We start from the raw sequence: 19014 nt of genomic DNA, 5'->3' as shown, positions 1-19014 counted from the left end.
CCTTAGGTAAATATACGCTAAGTATAAGCCGCAAGAACAGGACATAAATTATGTTAGAGATTAAAAATTTGCATGCCCGTATTACTGATACTGATACAGAGATCATCCGTGGCTTAAACTTAACCGTTCAAGATGGTGAAGTGGCTGCTATTATGGGGCAAAATGGAGCAGGGAAATCAACTTTGTCTTATTTGCTCGCTGGTCGTGATGATTATGAAGTAACAGAAGGCGACATCGTTTATAACGAGCAATCTCTTTTAGAAATGGATCCAGCAGAGCGTGCTGCATTTGGTGTTTTTCTTGCTTTTCAATATCCAATGGAAATACCTGGTGTTGCAACAATGGAATTTTTAAAAACTGCAATCAATTCTCAACGTAAAGCCCGTGGTGATGAAGAGCTTAAAACTCCTGAGTTTATTAAGCGTGTTAAGGAAGTTTCTTCTAAACTTGATATAGATATGTCTATGCTCAAACGTCCCTTGAATGTTGGTTTTTCTGGTGGAGAAAAAAAGCGTGCTGAAATTCTCCAAATGGCTCTACTAGAACCAAAGCTTTGTGTTTTAGATGAAACAGATTCTGGTTTAGATATTGATGCGTTGAAGATTGTTGCAGACGGAGTTAACAAGCTTCGTGATTTGAAACGTTCATTTTTGCTTATTACGCACTATCAGCGCCTACTTGATTATATTATACCTGATACAGTGCATGTTCTTCATAAAGGTCGTATTATTAAAAGCGGAGATAAATCATTGGCACTTTATTTAGAAAAAAATGGATATGCTGATATTATCGGTGAAGCAGCTTGAGGCCATTGAATATGCGCATGAACTCACAACAAGAACTGATAGCAGTTGAAGCAGATATTATAAATCATTTTAATCAGCATATTAATGATTTTCCTGGAAATGGGACAGTGCGTGCAATTCGTAAGGAGGCTATTGAGCTATTTCAAAAAGTGCATCTCCCTTCACGTAAAATCGAAAATTGGCATTATACCAATCTGCGCGTTTTATTGAAATCTGTTAGTGATTTTTCAAAAGTAAATAGTGTTCAATCGATTGACGCGCTACTTTTAGAAAGTGCTGTATTTTCTATTGAAAATGGTAAAACACTTGCAAAACCCGAAATATCAGATATTAAAGCAGAACGCCTTATAGATGCATTGGAAAAAAATTATGTAAAGATAGATAAAATCACGGCTGATGAAGATTTTATTGGACAATTGAATACAGCTTTCTTTACAGATGGATGGTTTTTACAAATCCCTGAAAATACAATATTAAATGCCCCTATAGAATTGCAAAATATTCAAAGAGGTGGGCAGTCACATGTTTTATCAGAGATTACAATTGGCAAAAATAGTCAAGCTGTTATTATTGAACGTCAAATCGGTGATGATAAAGATACTTTTATCAGTTCAGTATTTTCGCTACATGTCGCGGCTCATAGCGATGTAACATGGATTCTTATCCAAGATCGGGGAATAAATTCTACACAACTTAGCCGATTGCGTGCTGTACTTGGTAAAAATGCTAAGTTATCGCTTTATGTGGTTAATATAGGCAGCCAGCTTAATCGGCAAGAAATTGATGTTGAATTACAAGAAGAGAAAGCTAATTTTCAACTACGCGTAATAAATTTATTATCTGAAAAAACACATAGTGATCTTACGATGACAGTTCGGCATATTGCAGAAAATTCAACTTCAACAGAAGTTATCCGCAATGTTGTCACAGATCAAGCGCATGGCGTTTTTCAAGGAATAATACGTGTAGCACAAAAAGCTCAAAAAACGGATGCACGTATGGCTTGCAATAGCCTCATTCTCTCAAATGATGCAGAATTTTATGCAAAGCCTGAATTAGAAATTTTTGCTGATGATGTTGCATGTGGTCATGGTGCAACGGTTACTAAAATTAATCGTGATCAACTTTTTTATCTGATGGCACGTGGTATTCCTTTTAAAATTGCTCGAGAGCTTTTAATTAAAGGTTTTGTTACAGAATTAATTGAGGACATAAAGCATAATAAAATTCGAGCAGTTCTCGACAGTATTATTGTCCAATGGTTAAAGAAGAATATCTAAGGCAAAAAAATGGAAAATGATGCATCAACGTTGAGTTATAATGTAGAAGAGATTCGGCGTGATTTCCCTATTTTACAGCATAATGTTTATGGCAAGCGACTGGCTTATTTGGACAGTGGTGCATCTGCTCAAAAGCCGCAAGCAGTACTTGATGCGATGAATGATTTTTATCGATGTCGTTATGCAAATGTGCATCGAGGGATACATTTTTTATCAAATGCAGTTACACAATCTTATGAAGATGCTCGCGAGACAGTTCGTGCTTTTTTAAATGCGCAAACAGTGAAAGAAATTGTTTTTACAAAAAGTGCAACGGAAGCTATTAACACTGTTGCTTACGGTTGGGGTATGTTTAAACTGAATGAAGGTGATGAAATTATTCTCACCATTATGGAGCATCATTCAAATATTATTCCTTGGCACTTTATCCGTGAAAGGAAAGGTGTTAAACTTATTTTTGTACCAGTTGATGAGAATGGTGTTTTACATATTGAAGATTTTCAAAAAGTTTTAAGTGATAGAACAAAGCTTGTTGCTATTACTCATATGTCCAATATATTGGGGACTGTACCTTCTGTTAAGGAAATTATTAAATTAGCGCATCAAAATACTATTCCTGTTCTTGTTGATGGCTCTCAAGGGGCTGTGCATTTAAAAGTTGATGTACAAGATCTTGATTGTGATTGGTATGTTTTTACGGGTCATAAGCTTTATGGTCCCACGGGTATTGGTGTTCTCTATGGTAAAGAACATCAGCTAGAGGAAATGAACCCTTTTCAAGGGGGAGGGGAAATGATCGAGGACGTAACGATTGATAAGGTCTCTTATAATGCTCCCCCTTACCGTTTTGAAGCAGGCACTCCCCCTATAGCCGAAGCTATTGGATTGGCTGCTGCCATTGATTATATGCAAAAAAAAGATAGAAATGCTATTCATGCTCATGAAACAGCACTTTTAGCCTATGCACATGAAAAACTTGAAACGGTTAAATCATTGCGCATTTATGGACGTTCTCCTCATAAAGGTGCTATTATATCTTTTGAAATAGATGGCATTCACGCACACGATATAGCTATGTTTATTGACAGACAAGGTGTTGCTATCCGTGCAGGAACGCATTGTGCACAACCTTTGTTACAACATTTTGGTTTAACATCTACTTGTCGTGCATCATTAGCCATGTATAGTAATCATGAAGATATAGATCAGTTAGTAGAAGCATTAGAAAAAGCAAGGACATTTTTTAATGGCTAAGTCAATTGAAGCATGTAACGCTACCAGTTTTGGCGATACAGGAAGCGAAAAAGGAAAGTCTTATGTATCAGCAATTCCAGAAGCTGAAATTGAACGTATGACAAATGATATCATCGCTGCTCTTAAAACGGTTTACGATCCAGAAATTCCTGCTGATATTTATGAGCTAGGATTGATTTACCGCATTGATATTGAAGATGATCGCTCAGTAAAGATTGAAATGACACTCACAGCACCAGGATGCCCTGTTGCGGGTGAAATGCCAGGTTGGGTAGAAAATGCTGTAAGTGCAGTTGAAGGCATTTTGCAGGTTGAAGTAATCATGACATTTGATCCGCCATGGACACCTGATTGTATGTCCGAAGAAGCACAAGTTGCTATCGGATGGTATTAAAAATATTAGCTCTCTTCATGCCGTGAGCTATTTACTGTTCTAGGCGTTTAAATTTAGGGATGACCGCCATGAGTTTTCCTTTAAAAAGGAAAACTTACCTGATTAAAAAAGGAAGACTCCTAAAATAAAAATCCCGTATTTTATTGAAATGTCTTTAAGTGTCCTATTCTTGATGAGAGATTTTGGTTATCTTACAAATACTTCCTTCGTTAATGGATAAAAACCACTGCTACTGTTATTATTCTTCAATAATTCCACAAGCTAAACGTGCACCACCTCCGCCAAGTGGTAATGGCTTATCTGATTGATTGTCTCCTCCTAAGTGAATTATTAATGCACGATTTTTAATGTCAGAAATTTTTTTAATTCGCGGTGCGAGAACGCTCATTGTTGCTCGACCTTGATCATCAACATAAAGTACAGGTAAGTCACCAAAGTGGCCATGAATATTATAAGGTCCAAGATGTTTTTTAGTATTTTGTGGATCATAGTGTCCTCCTGCCGCGCCACCAATTACGCCCTCTTTTGTGTCACATGAAGGATTCATATGTACATGAAAACCATGAAAACCTTCTGGAAGCGAAAATAAACTTGGTGTAAAAATTAAACCATGTGCATTTTCTTCAATTGTTATTATACCTATGGGTTTTTTTATGTTATCTTCTTCTAGTTCATAAATTTTTACTTGAATTGAATTTGCAAATGTAATAGAATTGTAAGTAAAAGATATGAATAAGACTAATAAAAAAAAGAAGTTTTTTTTCATAGAGCACCTTTTTGTATTTAGTTTAATAAAAAATCTATTAATGCTTTGAATACTTAATGTAAATTTTGGAATTTATATTTCATTGCCGTGAAATTTTTCGGTAACTTTAGTTTAATTGAGTAAACAGCGCTTTCTCCCTATAAATGGAGTATTCTTTTCTTTAAAAAATATGATTAAAAAAGTTTTTAAAACTTTCATAAATGCAAAACGATTTAATCTTTACACAGTTGCTGATCTAAAAAAATTTTCCTATTTATTAAAAATACAGACTTTATGACTATCGCCTTGCTCTAAAAACTATGCCCCCAAACGAAGCAGATTTTTTAAAAGCGCGAGGGAAAAACTGAATGAAAGATATTTACGATTAAATCAGCATTTTGTTTATAATATGATGTAAACTTTATTCAAAATTGTGACATTTAACATATTGATTACAAATATTTTTATAATGAAAAAATCATACTCATCACAAAATTTAAAAAAGAAACAATTTCATGATGTATATAAATTTTTTACAATGATGCAAAATGTGCCAATAAAAGTGCCTATTATTGAGCCTACCACTGCACCAATTACTGTACCAACAGGGAGTGCTACGCTTATCCCCATTGCAATAATTGGGCCAAACCCTGGAAGAGCAATATAACCATAAGCTGCAAGAATTGCTGCAATTGCTCCTGATACACTCCCATTTAAACCCCCAATAAGTGCAGATTCTTTAAGAGAATAGCACATATTTTTAAAAATTTTTTTCTCACAATTTTTTAAATTGATGTTGCTATAAATTTTAAAATCAATCATATTCTCTTCTTTCACTTTGGATATTAAATGTCCCAGAATAATCGACTGATATGAGAAAATAGCATTTTTTAAATTCCACTAAAGCGCGCCAAATACCTTTATCATCTAGACGCAATCGTTTAATATTTTTGAAACCATTTTGTATGAGATAATTTTTAATTTGCGAAGCAGTAAATGAATTTTGTCCTGCTTTAGTAATGTTTTGTGAAAAAGAATAAGTAGAGATTTGACAAGAAGGATCATAAAAAACCTCACTTATAGAATCTGAGACTGTAAATGAGATAGATACGATCATTATAAAAAAAATATTTAATTTTAATTTTTTATTTAATCTCATCTTGTCACCATCTATTTAAACGATGCTTTTATATATTAACCTCATACGCTAAATTAACCTTTGTATTGCTGACAGGTTCCCTAAACTATTTCATTTTTAATACTATGCTTAACAGCGTAAGCTTTTTAAAATGTAAGTTTATGAATTAAAAACGTTTTTTCCGTATTAGTTTATCAAAAAAAGTGTTATGAATATCAACCTTTAACAAAATTGTATCTCTAAAATACAATATTCATATTATTCAAGCAGCTGATACAAAGAAAAGATATGTGATTGATGAACTTTACGCGCATGAATTTTCATGAGGTTTATAATGCAATAAAATTTTTTTAAGTTGTGGTTCACGAACACGGTTTACAGCCTCTGACACTGTAACCCATTCATACATACGTTGATTTTTTTCTGGCCACTTTTCTTCTTGATACAAATAAAGTACAGCAAAAACATAAACACATAGCTTGCGATTTTTTCCTTTAGGTAAATCCGATTTTTCATACTCATACATACCTATAGGAGATGTTTCACTAACACCCCGCACTCCAGCTTCTTCAAAAGCTTCTTGTAATACAGCTTGTGAAAAAGATTTTTTAGGCATTGGCCATCCCTTTGGTATGATCCATCGACCAGATCCTCTGCTCGTAATAAGAAGAAATTCAAGATTTTTATTTTTTATGCGATAAATTAACGCACCAATTTGCAAAAAATACCCATTATTTAGCAAAATATACTTATTATAAGCTATGTCAGTACCATTCATTTTTTTATCATATCAATGTAGTTTTTTAGGAAATTTAATTGGGAATTTTGGCATAATTTCTTTTAACCCATAACCAAGAGATATGCCTTCTCGCATAAAAAAATTACGCAACGGAGAGCAGTGGTGTAACAACCCAAATCCAATACCTCGCATAATGTGAACAGGCAACAAATGAGAAAGTAACGCATAATTAAGCATATGAACAGAGGTGCTTCGGATAAATATATCAGGTCTGCGGATTTGATTATAATGTGTAACAATCTCTTTAGAATTAAAATTGAGTACTTGTTTGGGTAAAACATCAATTAAAGTTTGCACATCACGAAACCCTAAATTTAATCCCTGCGCTCCAATAGGAGGAAGAACATGGGCTGATTCCCCCACTAAAATCGTCTGATTAGCAGCAAAACGATGAGAGATCAGTCCTGAAAGAGGCCATGCTTGAATTGGTGTTTCTAATATCAATTTTCCAAGCATTGACTGCATTTGATTTTCGATTATTTTTGCAATCGCTTTTGAATCTATACTCAATAATTCTTTAGCGCGAGAAGGATTGACAACCCATACAAGACTGGATCTATGTCCTAGCAGTGGAACCTGCGTAAATGGACCATTTTCTGTATGAAATTCAGTTGAGGTATTTTGATGAGGAAACTCATGTGAAAAATTTAAAACAAGTGCCGTTTGTGAGTAGTTCCACTGTTTTATGCCTATACCAGCTGCTGCTCGCGTTGGAGAATGTCGTCCATCAGCAGCAACAACAAGCGGTGTTTGAATGACTTCACCACTTGAAAGAGTAATGCGTATATGATCTTGCTGATGATGAAAAAATTTTGCCAAAGAAAAAAATCTTATAATATTTGGCATATGTGTAACTGCATCAGCTAGGGCATTATTTAATTCTATATTAGGAATATTATAACCAAACGCCTTTTCACCAATTTCAGCAGAACAAAAATTTACTGTGGGAGCGCGCACAACTCTAGATGTTATATCAACGATTCTGATGGAAGATAAAGCTGCAGCATGACGTTGAAGAGTATTCCAAACATTAATTTTTTGAAGCATCTGAACTGCTGGAGTCATAAGAGCTGTCGTTCGTAATTCATCTACATGGGTAAGCGGACCAATAAGAAAAACAGAATACCCCTTATGTGCAAGACTAAGCGCTGCTAACATACCAACTGGGCCTGCACCAATAACAGTAATATTTTTATGCTTACTTTTTTTTAATGTCACAATTATCTCTTTTCATTACGTAAATTTTCTCTATTATATTCCGTAATAAATAATGCAATATAAAGAAGTAACTTTTTTATGCTTTTTTTACATATGAATCATGTCATAAAAAAAAATAGTGTATTAATGTATTAAATAATGAAGACTTTTAGAATGAGGATAAGAAAACTCTGAAACGTAAACTAACAAAAAAGATTAAAACTAAAGCTGATCTTTTGCGTCATAAAACAGTAACAATGCCGCAAGCGAGGGCTTTTTCTGTTCATTTATTAACAGCTTCTGGTTCATTTTTAGCATTTTTATCTCTTATATCTGCATCTGAAAAAGAATGGAATGCCATGTTTTTTTGGCTCGGTCTTGCACTGTTTGTTGATGGTATCGATGGGCCAATTGCACGCAAACTTGATGTTAAATACGTACTCCCAACATGGTCTGGGGAGCTATTAGATAACATCATTGATTATGTGACTTATGTTTTAATTCCAGCTTTTGCACTTTATCAAAGTGGTTTTATGGGGTCAAGTTTATCATTTTTATTAAGCGCGATCATCGTTATTTCGTCAGCCATTTATTATGCAGATACTGGAATGAAAACAAAAGAAAACTTCTTTAAAGGGTTTCCTGTAGTTTGGAACATGGTGATTTTTATGCTTTTTGTAGTAAGACCAGGGGAGTGGATTGCCTTTACTATTATTATTTTATCTGCAATTATATCTTTTTTACCAATTTATTTTATTCATCCAATAAGAGTTATTCGTTTACGTAGGTTGAATTTTTCAATTTTTTTCTTATGGTGTTCTTTTGGTGTTGCTGCATTTTTTTACCAACTAAATGCTCCATATTGGGTTAAGATAGGAATTTCTATAACAGGTATTTATATATATTGTATTGGCGCTATTATGCAGCTTTTTCCTCAATTGGGTGCACAGAAAAATATCGCAAACAATAATAGGTATTTTTAGAAAAATTAAAGATGCAAATTGATTTTGGGGCAGATAATGACATTTCTTTTACAAAAGAGGGACATGCTGGTATTATAAAGCTTACACGTTCTTCTGCACTAAATGCTCTTAATCATCAGATGATTTCCGCTTTAAAAAAAGCTCTTAACACATGGGAAAGAGATAATGATATTTCTTGTGTCTTAATTGAAGGGGAGGGACGAGCTTTTTGTGTTGGCGGAGATGTCGTAGAAATTTACCATATGGGAAAAGCAGACTCTTCTTATCAGTATTTTAGTGATAAATATCGCTTAGATGCTTATATTAAGCGTTTTCCAAAACCTTATATTTCTCTTTTGAATGGTATCTGTATGGGAGGAGGAGTAGGTATTTCTATATATGGTTCATACAGAGTTGTGACAGAAAATACACTGTTTGCTATGCCAGAATGTGCTATTGGATTTTTCCCAGATGTTGGTGCAAGCTTTTTTTTGCCACGTCTTCCTGACTATTTTGGTGTTTATCTTGCATTAACAGGTGCGCGTATAAAATGGGGAGATTGTTTAAATTTAGGATTAGCAACTCATGCAGTTCCTGAGGCTGAACTAGATATCATTAAAAAATCTATCATTGAACAAGGTGATCCTATCTTAGCTTTAAAAGAACGAGAAATTACAAAAGATTATGAAACAAACCATGAAATCCGTCATGTTATTCGTATTTGTTTTGGTACAAATACGTTGGAAGAATGTATGAAATTGCTTTATAAAAAAAGCAAGGAAGGATTATTATTTGCCAAAGAATGTTATGATATTTTACAATCACGTTCTCCCACAAGTTTAAAAATTATCTGGAGACAAATGAAACAAAAGTCATTTCAAACTTTGGAAGATTGTATGAAAATTGAAAACCGTATTGCACATCATATGATTAATTCACATGATTTTCGTGAAGGTGTACGTGCAATGTTAATTGATAAGGATCAAAAACCTAAGTGGCATCCAGATAAACTCTCAAAGGTAACAAGTAAAACAATAGATGCTTATTTTCAACCCGTTAAACGAGAATTATTGCTTTGATAGATATCTCTCAAAAACAGATTGCAAAAATTAATTTAATTTATAACTTTTATTTGCGGTTATTAGCTTTAATTTGCTTCGGACTGGGTATCTTTTATTGGTTACGACTTGTTGGTGTATTTCCAGGAGTTTTATGGCGCTTTGATCTTATGCCATGGCAGTGGCAATTTTTATCAGGAACATTAGCTATTATCTATCCTATCGCGTTAATTGGACTTTGGATGTACTCACCGTGGGGAATCGTCTTATGGTGTATTGCAGTCTTTACCGAAACATTTGTGATAACAGTTCTGTGTTCTGACTCTGCTTCTATTTATCCGCTATTTATGTCATTATTTCATGGAATATTATTTTTAACTCTTATAATATTGCAAATTATAATGATCTTTTTTAAAAGGAATCATACTATTGATTCTGCTGATAATGTCTAAAAATTACCAAATACAAAAACAAAACCGAGCCTCAATTATTGACTCGATTTTGTCTTTTACGTAGAGTAGCTTTTCATTAGAAACTTTTTAACAGAATGGCACCCACCATAAATCCCAAGAGCTAGTTGCTTTCGCTGAAAAGATCCATATTAATGATCCTAACGCTCCAAAAAATGATGCTATTAACATATAATTATACCCTTTCTATTTTTATATGATCCAAAATATTTTCAATATAGACATTACAACTTCTATTATTCCCCAAAATATTTTCATAATCATATACCCTTTCTATTAAAATATTCCATAATATATATTATGCGACAATGTGGTATAGAATAGGAGAAACATTAATTTAAATAGAAGGTAAGCCTACTTTTAAACACATTAACCACACTTGTGTCACAGTAGTCACTTTAAAAACAAAATTATGTCAAAAGTTTGTCTATATATTGGAACATTTTAATTATTGGATATTTATATTCATTTCAATATTCATTTCAAAAATTAGGCTTTAAGCAATATTGCATAAACATATACCCAAAATTTTTGAACGTATCATGTTTTCTGGAAGCAGCTAAAGGCGACAATTTTATCTTTATTTTGACATAATTGTATATAAAAAAACAAAATAATGACTCAAAATTGTCTTAATATTAAATAATGGTTGGTATTTCCGTTTCAAAAACAAGCCCTTGATATGCAGGCTTAACATGCGATGGAATATAGTTTACAAGCTCATTGTAATCAAGCGATCTATCCATATGCGTTAGTATAGCTTGTTTTGGTTTTAAATATTGTATCCATTGCAACGCTTGCTCAACAGAAAGGTGGCTTGAATGAGATTCAAATTGAAAAGCTTCAATAATCAAAATATCTAAATCCATTAATTTTGGTAATGTTTTTTCGGGAAATGTACTCACATCTGTACAGTAAGCAACATTACCAATACGAAACCCTAAAGAATGAGTAGCACCGTGAAATTGTAAATGCGTATTAACGGCTATTGCACCACCCTGCCCTTGAATTATAAATTGGCTATCTTCATTTATAAGATGCGCTTTTAAAATAGGCGGATAAAATGAATCCTTTGGCGTTTGAAAACAATATTTAAAAGAATTTTTCAGATGCCCTAATGTAAACACATCTGCATAAATATTTATTAAACATTGTTGTGCGAGTGCATAACTGCGTAAATCATCAATTCCATGAGTATGATCTGCATGAGAATGTGTATAAAGAGCAGCATCAAGGTGACTCACACGTGCATCGATCATTTGTGACCGAAAATCTGGACCAGTATCAATAACAATCGTTGTTTTTTTTTCTGATTGGTGAATACGCTCTACCAATAAAGAACTTCTATAACGTTTATTTTTGGAATTATTCGGGTCACAAGCTCCCCAATCGCCATTAGGACGTGGAACTCCTGGAGAGGGACCGCAGCCTAATATTGTAAATCGATACCGATCAAACATACCTTTTACCTTATTTCATTTTGCTAAATAAACGAAAAGCATTTTTTGTCGTTATCTGAGCTATTTCTTCAATAGTTAAACCAATAGTTTCAGCTAAAATATCTGCTGTATAACGCACAAAAGATGGCTCATTTGTTTTACCACGATGAGGAACTGGTGCTAAAAATGGCGCATCTGTTTCAATCAATAAACGCTCATACGGAACAATTTTTGCTATTTCACGGATTTCAAGCGCATTTTTAAAAGTGAGAATACCTGAAAAAGATATATAGCCACCAAGCTCAATACCAGCACGAGCAAGTTGCATTCCAGATGAATAACAATGAAATACGAAAGGGAAGGCTCTTTCTTTTACCTGCTCACGCAATATTTTTTCCATATCTGTATCAGAATTGCGTGAATGAATAACAAGAGGAAGCTGTGTTTCTCGAGCAGCGATAATATGTTCATGAAAAGTCCTCTGTTGCTCTTCTGGTGAAGAATAATCATAATGATAATCAAGACCAGCTTCTCCAAATGCAACAACTTTAGGATGATTCGATAGACGAATAAGATCTTGGGCTGTAATATTTTGTTCTTCATGAGCATAATTAGGATGCGTTCCAACAGAACAAAATACTTGATCATATGCCTGCGTAATTTCTAAAAGCTTGTCTAACTTATGAACATGTGTTGAAATCGTGATCATACGTTTAACATCAGCATCTAAAGCCCGTTGTATAACATCATCCAAATTTTGTACAAAATTCTCAAAATCAAGATGACAATGTGTATCAATCAGCATAATGAATATCGTCTTTCTTAAGTATATAACGAGGAAAGATTGGTTCTGGTGAAGGAAGGTCAAGACCTTCTTGAATTTTTGAGTGACTTACGTGATGTAATAATCTATCTTCTTCAGCAATTGCAAGACTATCAAGAATTTTAGCAGCTGACTGTGGTATGAAAGGTAATAACATAATTCCTATCCGCCGCAAAATCTCTATAGTTACGTAAAGAACGGTACAGAATCTTTCTTGATTATTTTTCCGTAAACTCCAAGGCTGTTCATTAGCAAAATAGCGATTGGCATCTGCCACGACTGAAAAAATAGCTGAAAGCGCCAAGTGTATTTTCTGAGAGGACATAGCTTGACGTGCAGTCTCAAGCGCTTGAAGAGATTGTTCTAGAAGCTGTTCATCTTGAATCAAAAATGCAGCTGGTGTAGGAACTTTTGCATCACAATTTTTAGCAATCATAGACAAAGATCGTTGCGCTAAGTTACCAAGATCATTAGCAAGGTCTGCATTAATGCGATTTACAAAATTATCATGGCTATAACTGCCATCTTGCCCAAATGGTACTTCACGAAGAAAGAAATAGCGTACCTGATCAAGACCATAATGATCAACCATTGCAAAAGGATCAACTACATTTCCAATGGACTTTGACATTTTTGCACCGCGATTAAGTAAAAAACCATGAGCGAAAATGCGCTTAGGTAATTCAATTCCAGCAGACATTAAAAAAGCTGGCCAATAAACTGCATGAAAACGGATAATATCTTTACCAATGATATGCGCATTCGCAGGCCAAAAATTACGCTTTTTTGAATTGTTATCAAAAAAATCAATCGCTGAAAGATAATTTGTGAGTGCATCAACCCAAACGTACATTACGTGCTTTGGATTATTAGGAACACAAATTCCCCAATTAAAACTTGTCCGTGAAATAGAGATATCTTTTAAGCCTGATTTGATAAAACTTATAATTTCATTACGCCGTTCAGTAGGAGTAATAAAATCAGGATATTTTTCATAGTGCTCAAGAAGAGCTTTTTCAAAACGAGAAAGTCTAAAAAAATAACTCTCTTCCTCATTCCATTCAACTGGAGAACCTAACTCCTTTTCACGGCGAATTTTGTCTTCTCCAACTTCAGTATCTTTTTCTTCATAATAAGCTTCCTGACGAACTGAATACCAACCACTATAACAGCCAAGATAAATATCGCCATTAGCTTCCATTTTTTTCCAAATTTCTTGACAAGCTTGATAATGCCGCTCTTCTGTCGTACGAATAAAATCATCATTAGAACAATTTAATACTGCAAGCATTTTTTGAAACACAGCACTGTTGCGGTCTGCGAGTTGCTTGGGCGTTATACCTAACATCTCTGCTGTCTGTTGCATCTTTAAACCGTGCTCATCTGTACCAGATAGAAAAAATACATTTTTGCCATCTAAGCGTTGAAAACGAGCCAAAGCATCACTTGCAATCGCACTATAGGCATGTCCAATATGTGGAGTGCCATTAGGATAAAAAATTGGAGTTGTTATATAATATGTATCACGCATGCCATACTCATTGTAAAACGTAATAAAGATATAATGACATAACGCCTATTAGTTATATTGTCACGGAAAAAGCTCTTTTTCTTGAATGATCTTATGAACTTTAAAAAGCAGATTAATAATGAATTGCTTTTTATCAAGATTAAATAATTGCATTTCCCATATTTCTTGATGAACTTCTTGCCACGCTTGTGCACATTTTTTTGAGAGAAAAAAATCTCCTTTTTTAGCTAAAATGATAGCTCTTTTTTGAATTTTATCAAGAATTTCATCGCAAAATTGTTGAAATTGAATACCTGAAGAAAGAGACGAAAGTGTTTGAGCAAAATTATGTACGATAGTTGGATTGTATACCAACTGTTCTAAGAGAGTATCAATGGTTTTAATAATTTCAAGTCCACCGTGGCAAATAAGCAAAGCTGCTTTCCTAGGATTCCCTTTGGATTTTTGAATAATCGTCTCAATAGCCTCTTCATCAGTTACAGCTTGATTAGAAAAAATATGTGCAATAACTTGTTTCATCTCATTATCACGCAATGGACGCAAAGAGATTTGTTGGCAGCGTGAACGAATTGTTGAAAGTAATTTTCCTGAAGAGTGCGTAATAATAACAAATAAAGTCTTTGCAGGAGGTTCTTCAAGTATTTTGAGAATTGCGTTAGCCGCACTTCTATTCATATCATCAGCGGGGTCAATGATAACAATACGCCACCCCCTATCTTGCGATGTTTGGTGTAAAAAATACATAATATCGCGGACATCATCAATGAGTATACCTGTTTTGAATTTTTGCGTTTTTAAATCAAAGCGACGCGAAATATATAAAAGACTAGGATGACTGCCACGCATAATTTGACGCCATGTGATCGAATTACACTCTGGTTGTAAAAACTGATCTTTTTGAGAGCTTAAAATATTCCAAGCAAGATGAAATGCTAATGTGGCTTTTCCAATCCCTTGCTCTCCTTCAAATAATAATGCATGAGGTAAACATTCTTCTTTACACATTTGCGCCAAAAAGTGACGAACAGCTCCATGACCAAAGATAACATTATTCTGTGAAGGTGATAAAACTGTATCGATATCGTCATATTGACGCAAAAAATTTACATCATTCATAGAAAATGACCCAATATTACCTGATGGAAAATATCTCTTATTTTTTTTGCAATAGCTTCTACTGCATCCGTTGCATCAATTACACGAAATCGATCAGGCTCCTGTTTTGCTAATCGAAGAAAAGCTTGACGTCTTTGTTCTTGAATTTTTAGTTCATCTTTTTCAAAACAATCAATTGTTTCTGTTTCTTTTCTTCGCAAATTTGCGCGCTCCATACCACACGTTGCTGGTATATCTAGCAAAAATGTCAAATTAGGAATTATTCCATTTACAGCAACACATTCTAAAACAGAAAGAGTACGAGAACTTACCGCGTTATTAAGTCCTTGGTAAACACGTGTAGAATCAATAAAGCGATCACATAAAACGATTTTACCTTCTTGCAAAGAAGGGGCAATTACTTCGCTAACATGATCAGCACGCGCAGCTGTAAACAACACTGCTTCAATTAAAGATCCATAGTGTTGAGCCTGCCCCGATAACAAAATATGACGTATTGCTTCTGCACCTGCTGTTCCTCCTGGTTCTCGTGTTATAACAACATCATAACCTTTGCTACAAAGATACTGAGCAAGCAAAGAAATTTGCGTTGTTTTTCCTACTCCTTCCCCTCCTTCAAATGTAATAAAATAACCTGACACGTATAAACCTTAATTTTTATTTAAGCATGTACTATAAAATATTTCCGTAACCATCCAATTGTTATTTCATAGAATGCATCTTTTATTTTTGTAAAGAAGCCTCCTTCTTGGATATGAGCTCCAGCCCAAACTGGTCTTTCAAAAAGAATTTTTTTATTTTCTGAAATTTGAATAACGCCAATCTGTTGACCTAAAACAATAGGAGCTTTCAACGGGCCGCGATATTTAATTTTTGCTTTAACATTAATTTCTTTTTCATTCGAAAGCATAAAATTTATCGGTTCTTTAACAACAAGTGGAACAAAGCTTTGTGATCCACCATAAACATAAGCATGACCAACCGTCTCTCCCTTTGTAAAAATTGTTTTAAGATCGAAAGCTACCATTCCCCATTGAAAAATGCGTTCTATTTCTTTTGTACGCCCTTTACCATCCTGCAAACCATTTACTGCTAAAAAAAGACGTCGATGATTCTTATAAACGACAGCAACCATTGAAAAACCTTCTTTTTCGCTATAACCAAAGCCAAATCCTTCTGCACCAATTTTTTTAGAAATAAGAGGGTTTTTATTACGTTGAAAAATATTATTCCAAGTAAAATGAGGTTCACGATATAGCGCATAATAATCGGAATATTCATGAGCAATGTGACACGCTAATACAATCATATCGCGCAATGTTACAAACTGCCCTTCTTCAGGAAGCCCCGTTGCATTAACAAAGTGACTATGTGATAATCCGAGTATCTTAGCTCGTTGATTCATCAATTTTACAAAATCAGCCTCACTTCCCGATATCCCTTCAGCAAGAATAATAGCTGCGTCATTTCCATTAACAACAATTAAACCCCGCAAAAGATCAGAAACACTAATTTCTGTTTTCACTTTTGCAAACATAGTGGTTGTACCAGATGGTGCTCCACCTTTACGCCAAGCATTTTCGCTCACTTTAAATGTCTGTGCACTGCTTAATAACCCTTCTTTTAATTGATGAAATACCACTTCAGCCGTCATAAGTTTTGTTAATGAAGCAGGAAAAAAAGCAATATCACTTTGTTTTTCAAAAAGTATTGTGCCTGTATCACCATCTAATAATAGCAATTGTGATGCAGAAGTTTGAAAATTTTTTGCCCTCCCCCATTCAGTCAACGTCAACGCAAAAAATAAGGCAAATAAAATCCTTAATACAATATACATAACCGATTCTCCCCTCCCATATTTAAAGAATCAGCATAAAGAATACTTTTGTACAAGAAAAGTTCTGTTTAAATTTTGCAGAGAAAAAATCATCTGCAAATTTAGAATCGATATCTCTTTTTGTTCAGCACCATAAGAATAAATCAGTATACCACATTGTTTTTTCTTTTAAAAAATCTATTCTTAATATTTTGGATATACTCAGAATATAATAAGGATTTTTAATAGCCATTTTTCTATAATAACACTCAACTTAATTTTTCTTTAAAATGAGTGAATTATTATAATTATTCATTTTTGATCACTTGTAATTTAAAAATTGTATACATTTAAAAACTAATATACTTTTTTAAATAGCTGTAATTAATTTATCTTCATCTTTTTGTTCAGCTTACTCATAAAAGCCACTTGACCAAACGATATCGGCTTATCAACTAAAATAGGACCAACTTCTGGTAATTTTATTAAAATAATTTTCTCTAAATGCTTTCGTTCAGCAATAACTTCAGCTGATTTTTTCTGACTATCTGCATCGAATCCCTTTAACATGATATCTTCTTTTTCTTTTGGTAAAGCTGCCAATACTAATGAAGATGAAGCATTATCTTTAAGTGTATAAGAAGCCATTAAATAAGCGCTATCATAATAATCAACGGGTGCTTTAGCGATATATTCCACTTTAACATTTGTCACTCCCGCATTTGCATAACCAAGTATTGTTGCAGCTCGTTTTGATAAATCAATAATTCGATCTTTCATAAAAGGACCGCGATCATTCACTCTAACAATGAGTGAAGAGCCATTTTCTAGATTAGTAACACGAGCATAACTGGGCAAAGGCATTGTAGGATGAGCAGCAGTCAAGAGATTCATGTCGTAGATTTCACCATTAGCAGTCAAACGTCCATGAAAATCTGAACCATACCACGATGCTTGCCCAACACGTTTATAAGTTGGATCATCTTGAGGATAGTACCATTTTCCTTTTATTTTGTAAGGTTTACCGACAACAGCTCGCCCGCGACTCTGTCTTTTTGATTTATCCAATTTATCTGAAACTTTTTTAGATGAGAAAACAATTTTTGAATCTGTTGATTTCTTATTATCCAGACTTTTTACTGCAAAATGTGTTGTAGGTACTGTTTTTTTGGTGCCACAAGATGCTAATAACAGAGAAAAAGTCCCCACAAAAGCAAATTGACATGTTGATTTAACAATGGAAGTAAATTTTTCTTTGTCATTTAAAAACATTTTTCAGCCCGCTTATTTTTGTTAATTATTTAACGCAAAAAACAAATTACACTTTCTATATACGCAATAAAAAATCCACACTCGTAAACCATTTCCCTCTATGGTATTTCTGAAATACACCACTTATCAAGAAATTAATATAATGTTAATTTTTTTTGTCTGTTGTTAAAAATAAATGCTACCGAGAAAACATTAGAATGGATTAAATCATAATAAAATCAACGCATTAATAAAAATACAATTTGATAATATAAGCTGTGAATAACTAGAATGGTTCTATATAAGCAACAATAAACTGCTCTGATCCATGCAAACAATAACTGTAAAACAACAATTAGCTCAATAAATATTCATCGTTTTCATGAAATTTGGGAATATTATTAATTTGGTGAGCGCGCAGGGATTCGAACCCTGGACCTACTGATTAAAAGTCAGTTGCTCTACCAACTGAGCTACGCGCTCTCAAACAAATCACATTGTTTGTAAAAACAGGTGGAACATACGGTTGACTTTTCATTTGGTCAATACTTTTTAAAAAAAATATTATTTTTATTTTGAGTTATCAATATTTTTCTAATTTTTTTCCTTTCTTTACCACTGCATACATAGTTTTTATCATTTCAAAACTTGAATAAAAATAGTAGCTTAAACATAAAGATACTTCTGATTCTTAAAATAAAAATTGTGAACGTTTCAAAACTATTTGGATAAATTGAAGTACAAATAAATTCAATAAACTGAATTTAAAAATAAATAACAATAAAAATCGTTATTGAATGTACTTAACAAAAAGTATAAATATTTTATTGAAAAATTTTAATGTTATAATTCTTATATAAACAAAATATTTATTCCATCATAACTTTAAATATATTTTCTATAATTCATAATTTTTGATATAAATTAAATAAATC

19 protein-coding genes and 1 tRNA gene are annotated in these 19014 nt (G+C 33.5%); 7 read left to right on the top strand and 13 right to left on the bottom strand.

Translation table 11 applies throughout. The features are described from left to right. Positions 1-50 precede the first annotated feature (50 nt). From sufC to V5N67_RS05330, 4 genes are read left to right on the top strand one after another with little or no spacing between them, the layout of a single operon-like run. The gene (gene sufC / locus V5N67_RS05345; protein WP_332060867.1) at positions 51-806 is read left to right on the top strand and encodes a Fe-S cluster assembly ATPase SufC; all 756 of its coding nucleotides are present in this window, start codon (positions 51-53) and stop codon (positions 804-806) included. A gap of 11 nt (positions 807-817) precedes the next feature. Further along, on the top strand, positions 818-2086 hold the full coding sequence (sufD, locus tag V5N67_RS05340; protein WP_332060866.1) for a Fe-S cluster assembly protein SufD: 1269 nt from the start codon (positions 818-820) through the stop codon (positions 2084-2086). A gap of 9 nt (positions 2087-2095) precedes the next feature. Next, complete coding sequence (locus V5N67_RS05335) at positions 2096-3340, top strand: cysteine desulfurase (protein WP_332060865.1); 1245 nt, start codon at positions 2096-2098, stop codon at positions 3338-3340. After that, on the top strand, positions 3333-3734 hold the full coding sequence (locus V5N67_RS05330; protein WP_332060864.1) for an SUF system Fe-S cluster assembly protein: 402 nt from the start codon (positions 3333-3335) through the stop codon (positions 3732-3734). Before V5N67_RS05335 ends, V5N67_RS05330 begins: the two co-directional genes overlap by 8 nt. Positions 3735-3972: 238 nt before the next feature. Here the strand turns inward: V5N67_RS05330 and sodC are convergent, their stop codons facing one another. The 5 genes from sodC to V5N67_RS05305 form a co-directional block, all read right to left on the bottom strand. Then, the gene (sodC, locus tag V5N67_RS05325; protein ID WP_332060863.1) at positions 3973-4500 is read right to left on the bottom strand and encodes a superoxide dismutase [Cu-Zn] SodC; all 528 of its coding nucleotides are present in this window, start codon (positions 4498-4500) and stop codon (positions 3973-3975) included. A gap of 492 nt (positions 4501-4992) precedes the next feature. After that, positions 4993-5316, bottom strand: coding sequence for a hypothetical protein (locus V5N67_RS05320; protein WP_332060862.1), 324 nt, complete (start codon positions 5314-5316; stop codon positions 4993-4995). Further along, positions 5294-5638: a hypothetical protein gene (locus tag V5N67_RS05315; RefSeq protein WP_332060861.1), complete on the bottom strand. Its 345-nt coding sequence runs from the start codon at positions 5636-5638 to the stop codon at positions 5294-5296. The genes V5N67_RS05320 and V5N67_RS05315 overlap by 23 nt, the downstream gene beginning before the upstream one ends. A 283-nt stretch (positions 5639-5921) precedes the next feature. Continuing rightward, entirely contained in the window at positions 5922-6395 is a 474-nt protein-coding gene (locus V5N67_RS05310; RefSeq protein WP_332060860.1) for an NUDIX hydrolase, read from the bottom strand. Positions 6396-6407: 12 nt separating this feature from the next. Continuing rightward, positions 6408-7634 (bottom strand): UbiH/UbiF family hydroxylase, encoded by a 1227-nt coding sequence (locus V5N67_RS05305; protein ID WP_332060859.1) that lies wholly within the window; start codon positions 7632-7634, stop codon positions 6408-6410. Positions 7635-7804: 170 nt separating this feature from the next. On the opposite strand from V5N67_RS05305, the gene pcsA reads away from it, so the two are divergent. The 3 genes from pcsA to V5N67_RS05290 are packed head-to-tail and all read left to right on the top strand — an operon-like array spanning position 7805 to position 10085. Continuing rightward, positions 7805-8596, top strand: a complete 792-nt coding sequence (gene pcsA, locus V5N67_RS05300; RefSeq protein WP_332060899.1) for a phosphatidylcholine synthase — start codon at positions 7805-7807, stop codon at positions 8594-8596. 11 nt (positions 8597-8607) lie between these two features. Further along, positions 8608-9654 carry an enoyl-CoA hydratase/isomerase family protein gene (locus V5N67_RS05295; RefSeq protein ID WP_332060858.1) on the top strand — a complete coding sequence of 349 codons (1047 nt, stop codon included), beginning with the start codon at positions 8608-8610 and terminating at the stop codon, positions 9652-9654. Then, positions 9651-10085 carry a DUF6163 family protein gene (locus V5N67_RS05290; protein WP_332060857.1) on the top strand — a complete coding sequence of 145 codons (435 nt, stop codon included), beginning with the start codon at positions 9651-9653 and terminating at the stop codon, positions 10083-10085. Before V5N67_RS05295 ends, V5N67_RS05290 begins: the two co-directional genes overlap by 4 nt. A gap of 656 nt (positions 10086-10741) precedes the next feature. On the opposite strand, the gene V5N67_RS05285 is transcribed toward V5N67_RS05290, so the two are convergent. The 8 genes from V5N67_RS05285 to V5N67_RS05250 form a co-directional block, all read right to left on the bottom strand. Beyond that, entirely contained in the window at positions 10742-11563 is an 822-nt protein-coding gene (locus tag V5N67_RS05285) for an MBL fold metallo-hydrolase (protein ID WP_332060856.1), read from the bottom strand. A gap of 10 nt (positions 11564-11573) precedes the next feature. Continuing rightward, positions 11574-12347 (bottom strand): TatD family hydrolase, encoded by a 774-nt coding sequence (locus tag V5N67_RS05280; protein ID WP_332060855.1) that lies wholly within the window; start codon positions 12345-12347, stop codon positions 11574-11576. Continuing rightward, complete coding sequence (metG, locus tag V5N67_RS05275) at positions 12337-13896, bottom strand: methionine--tRNA ligase (RefSeq protein ID WP_332060854.1); 1560 nt, start codon at positions 13894-13896, stop codon at positions 12337-12339. Before metG ends, V5N67_RS05280 begins: the two co-directional genes overlap by 11 nt. Positions 13897-13956: 60 nt before the next feature. After that, entirely contained in the window at positions 13957-15012 is a 1056-nt protein-coding gene (locus V5N67_RS05270) for a DNA polymerase III subunit delta' (RefSeq protein ID WP_332060853.1), read from the bottom strand. Further along, on the bottom strand, positions 15009-15653 hold the full coding sequence (gene tmk / locus V5N67_RS05265; RefSeq protein WP_332060852.1) for a dTMP kinase: 645 nt from the start codon (positions 15651-15653) through the stop codon (positions 15009-15011). Before tmk ends, V5N67_RS05270 begins: the two co-directional genes overlap by 4 nt. Before the next feature lie 20 nt (positions 15654-15673). Further along, entirely contained in the window at positions 15674-16849 is a 1176-nt protein-coding gene (locus V5N67_RS05260; RefSeq protein WP_332060851.1) for a D-alanyl-D-alanine carboxypeptidase family protein, read from the bottom strand. Between the two features lie 363 nt (positions 16850-17212). Next, complete coding sequence (locus V5N67_RS05255) at positions 17213-18100, bottom strand: septal ring lytic transglycosylase RlpA family protein (protein WP_332060850.1); 888 nt, start codon at positions 18098-18100, stop codon at positions 17213-17215. A gap of 386 nt (positions 18101-18486) precedes the next feature. Continuing rightward, positions 18487-18562, bottom strand: a tRNA-Lys gene (locus V5N67_RS05250). Positions 18563-19014 lie beyond the last annotated feature (452 nt).

The sequence above is a fragment of the Bartonella rhinolophi genome, from assembly GCF_036576165.1.
Classification (GTDB): domain Bacteria; phylum Pseudomonadota; class Alphaproteobacteria; order Rhizobiales; family Rhizobiaceae; genus Bartonella.
This window is presented reverse-complemented; position numbering and strand designations above follow the sequence as displayed.

What these genes read in the sequence shown, in the direction of transcription:
- sufC (WP_332060867.1), top strand. Translation starts at nt 51, where the DNA reads ATGTTAGAGATTAAAAATTTGCATGCCCGTATTACTGATACTGATACA.
- sufD (WP_332060866.1), top strand. Translation starts at nt 818, where the DNA reads ATGCGCATGAACTCACAACAAGAACTGATAGCAGTTGAAGCAGATATT.
- V5N67_RS05335 (WP_332060865.1), top strand. Translation starts at nt 2,096, where the DNA reads ATGGAAAATGATGCATCAACGTTGAGTTATAATGTAGAAGAGATTCGG.
- V5N67_RS05330 (WP_332060864.1), top strand. Translation starts at nt 3,333, where the DNA reads ATGGCTAAGTCAATTGAAGCATGTAACGCTACCAGTTTTGGCGATACA.
- sodC (WP_332060863.1), bottom strand. Translation starts at nt 4,500, where the DNA reads ATGAAAAAAAACTTCTTTTTTTTATTAGTCTTATTCATATCTTTTACT.
- V5N67_RS05315 (WP_332060861.1), bottom strand. Translation starts at nt 5,638, where the DNA reads ATGAGATTAAATAAAAAATTAAAATTAAATATTTTTTTTATAATGATC.
- V5N67_RS05310 (WP_332060860.1), bottom strand. Translation starts at nt 6,395, where the DNA reads ATGAATGGTACTGACATAGCTTATAATAAGTATATTTTGCTAAATAAT.
- V5N67_RS05295 (WP_332060858.1), top strand. Translation starts at nt 8,608, where the DNA reads ATGCAAATTGATTTTGGGGCAGATAATGACATTTCTTTTACAAAAGAG.
- V5N67_RS05285 (WP_332060856.1), bottom strand. Translation starts at nt 11,563, where the DNA reads ATGTTTGATCGGTATCGATTTACAATATTAGGCTGCGGTCCCTCTCCA.
- V5N67_RS05280 (WP_332060855.1), bottom strand. Translation starts at nt 12,347, where the DNA reads ATGCTGATTGATACACATTGTCATCTTGATTTTGAGAATTTTGTACAA.
- metG (WP_332060854.1), bottom strand. Translation starts at nt 13,896, where the DNA reads ATGCGTGATACATATTATATAACAACTCCAATTTTTTATCCTAATGGC.
- V5N67_RS05270 (WP_332060853.1), bottom strand. Translation starts at nt 15,012, where the DNA reads ATGAATGATGTAAATTTTTTGCGTCAATATGACGATATCGATACAGTT.
- V5N67_RS05260 (WP_332060851.1), bottom strand. Translation starts at nt 16,849, where the DNA reads ATGTATATTGTATTAAGGATTTTATTTGCCTTATTTTTTGCGTTGACG.
- V5N67_RS05255 (WP_332060850.1), bottom strand. Translation starts at nt 18,100, where the DNA reads ATGTTTTTAAATGACAAAGAAAAATTTACTTCCATTGTTAAATCAACA.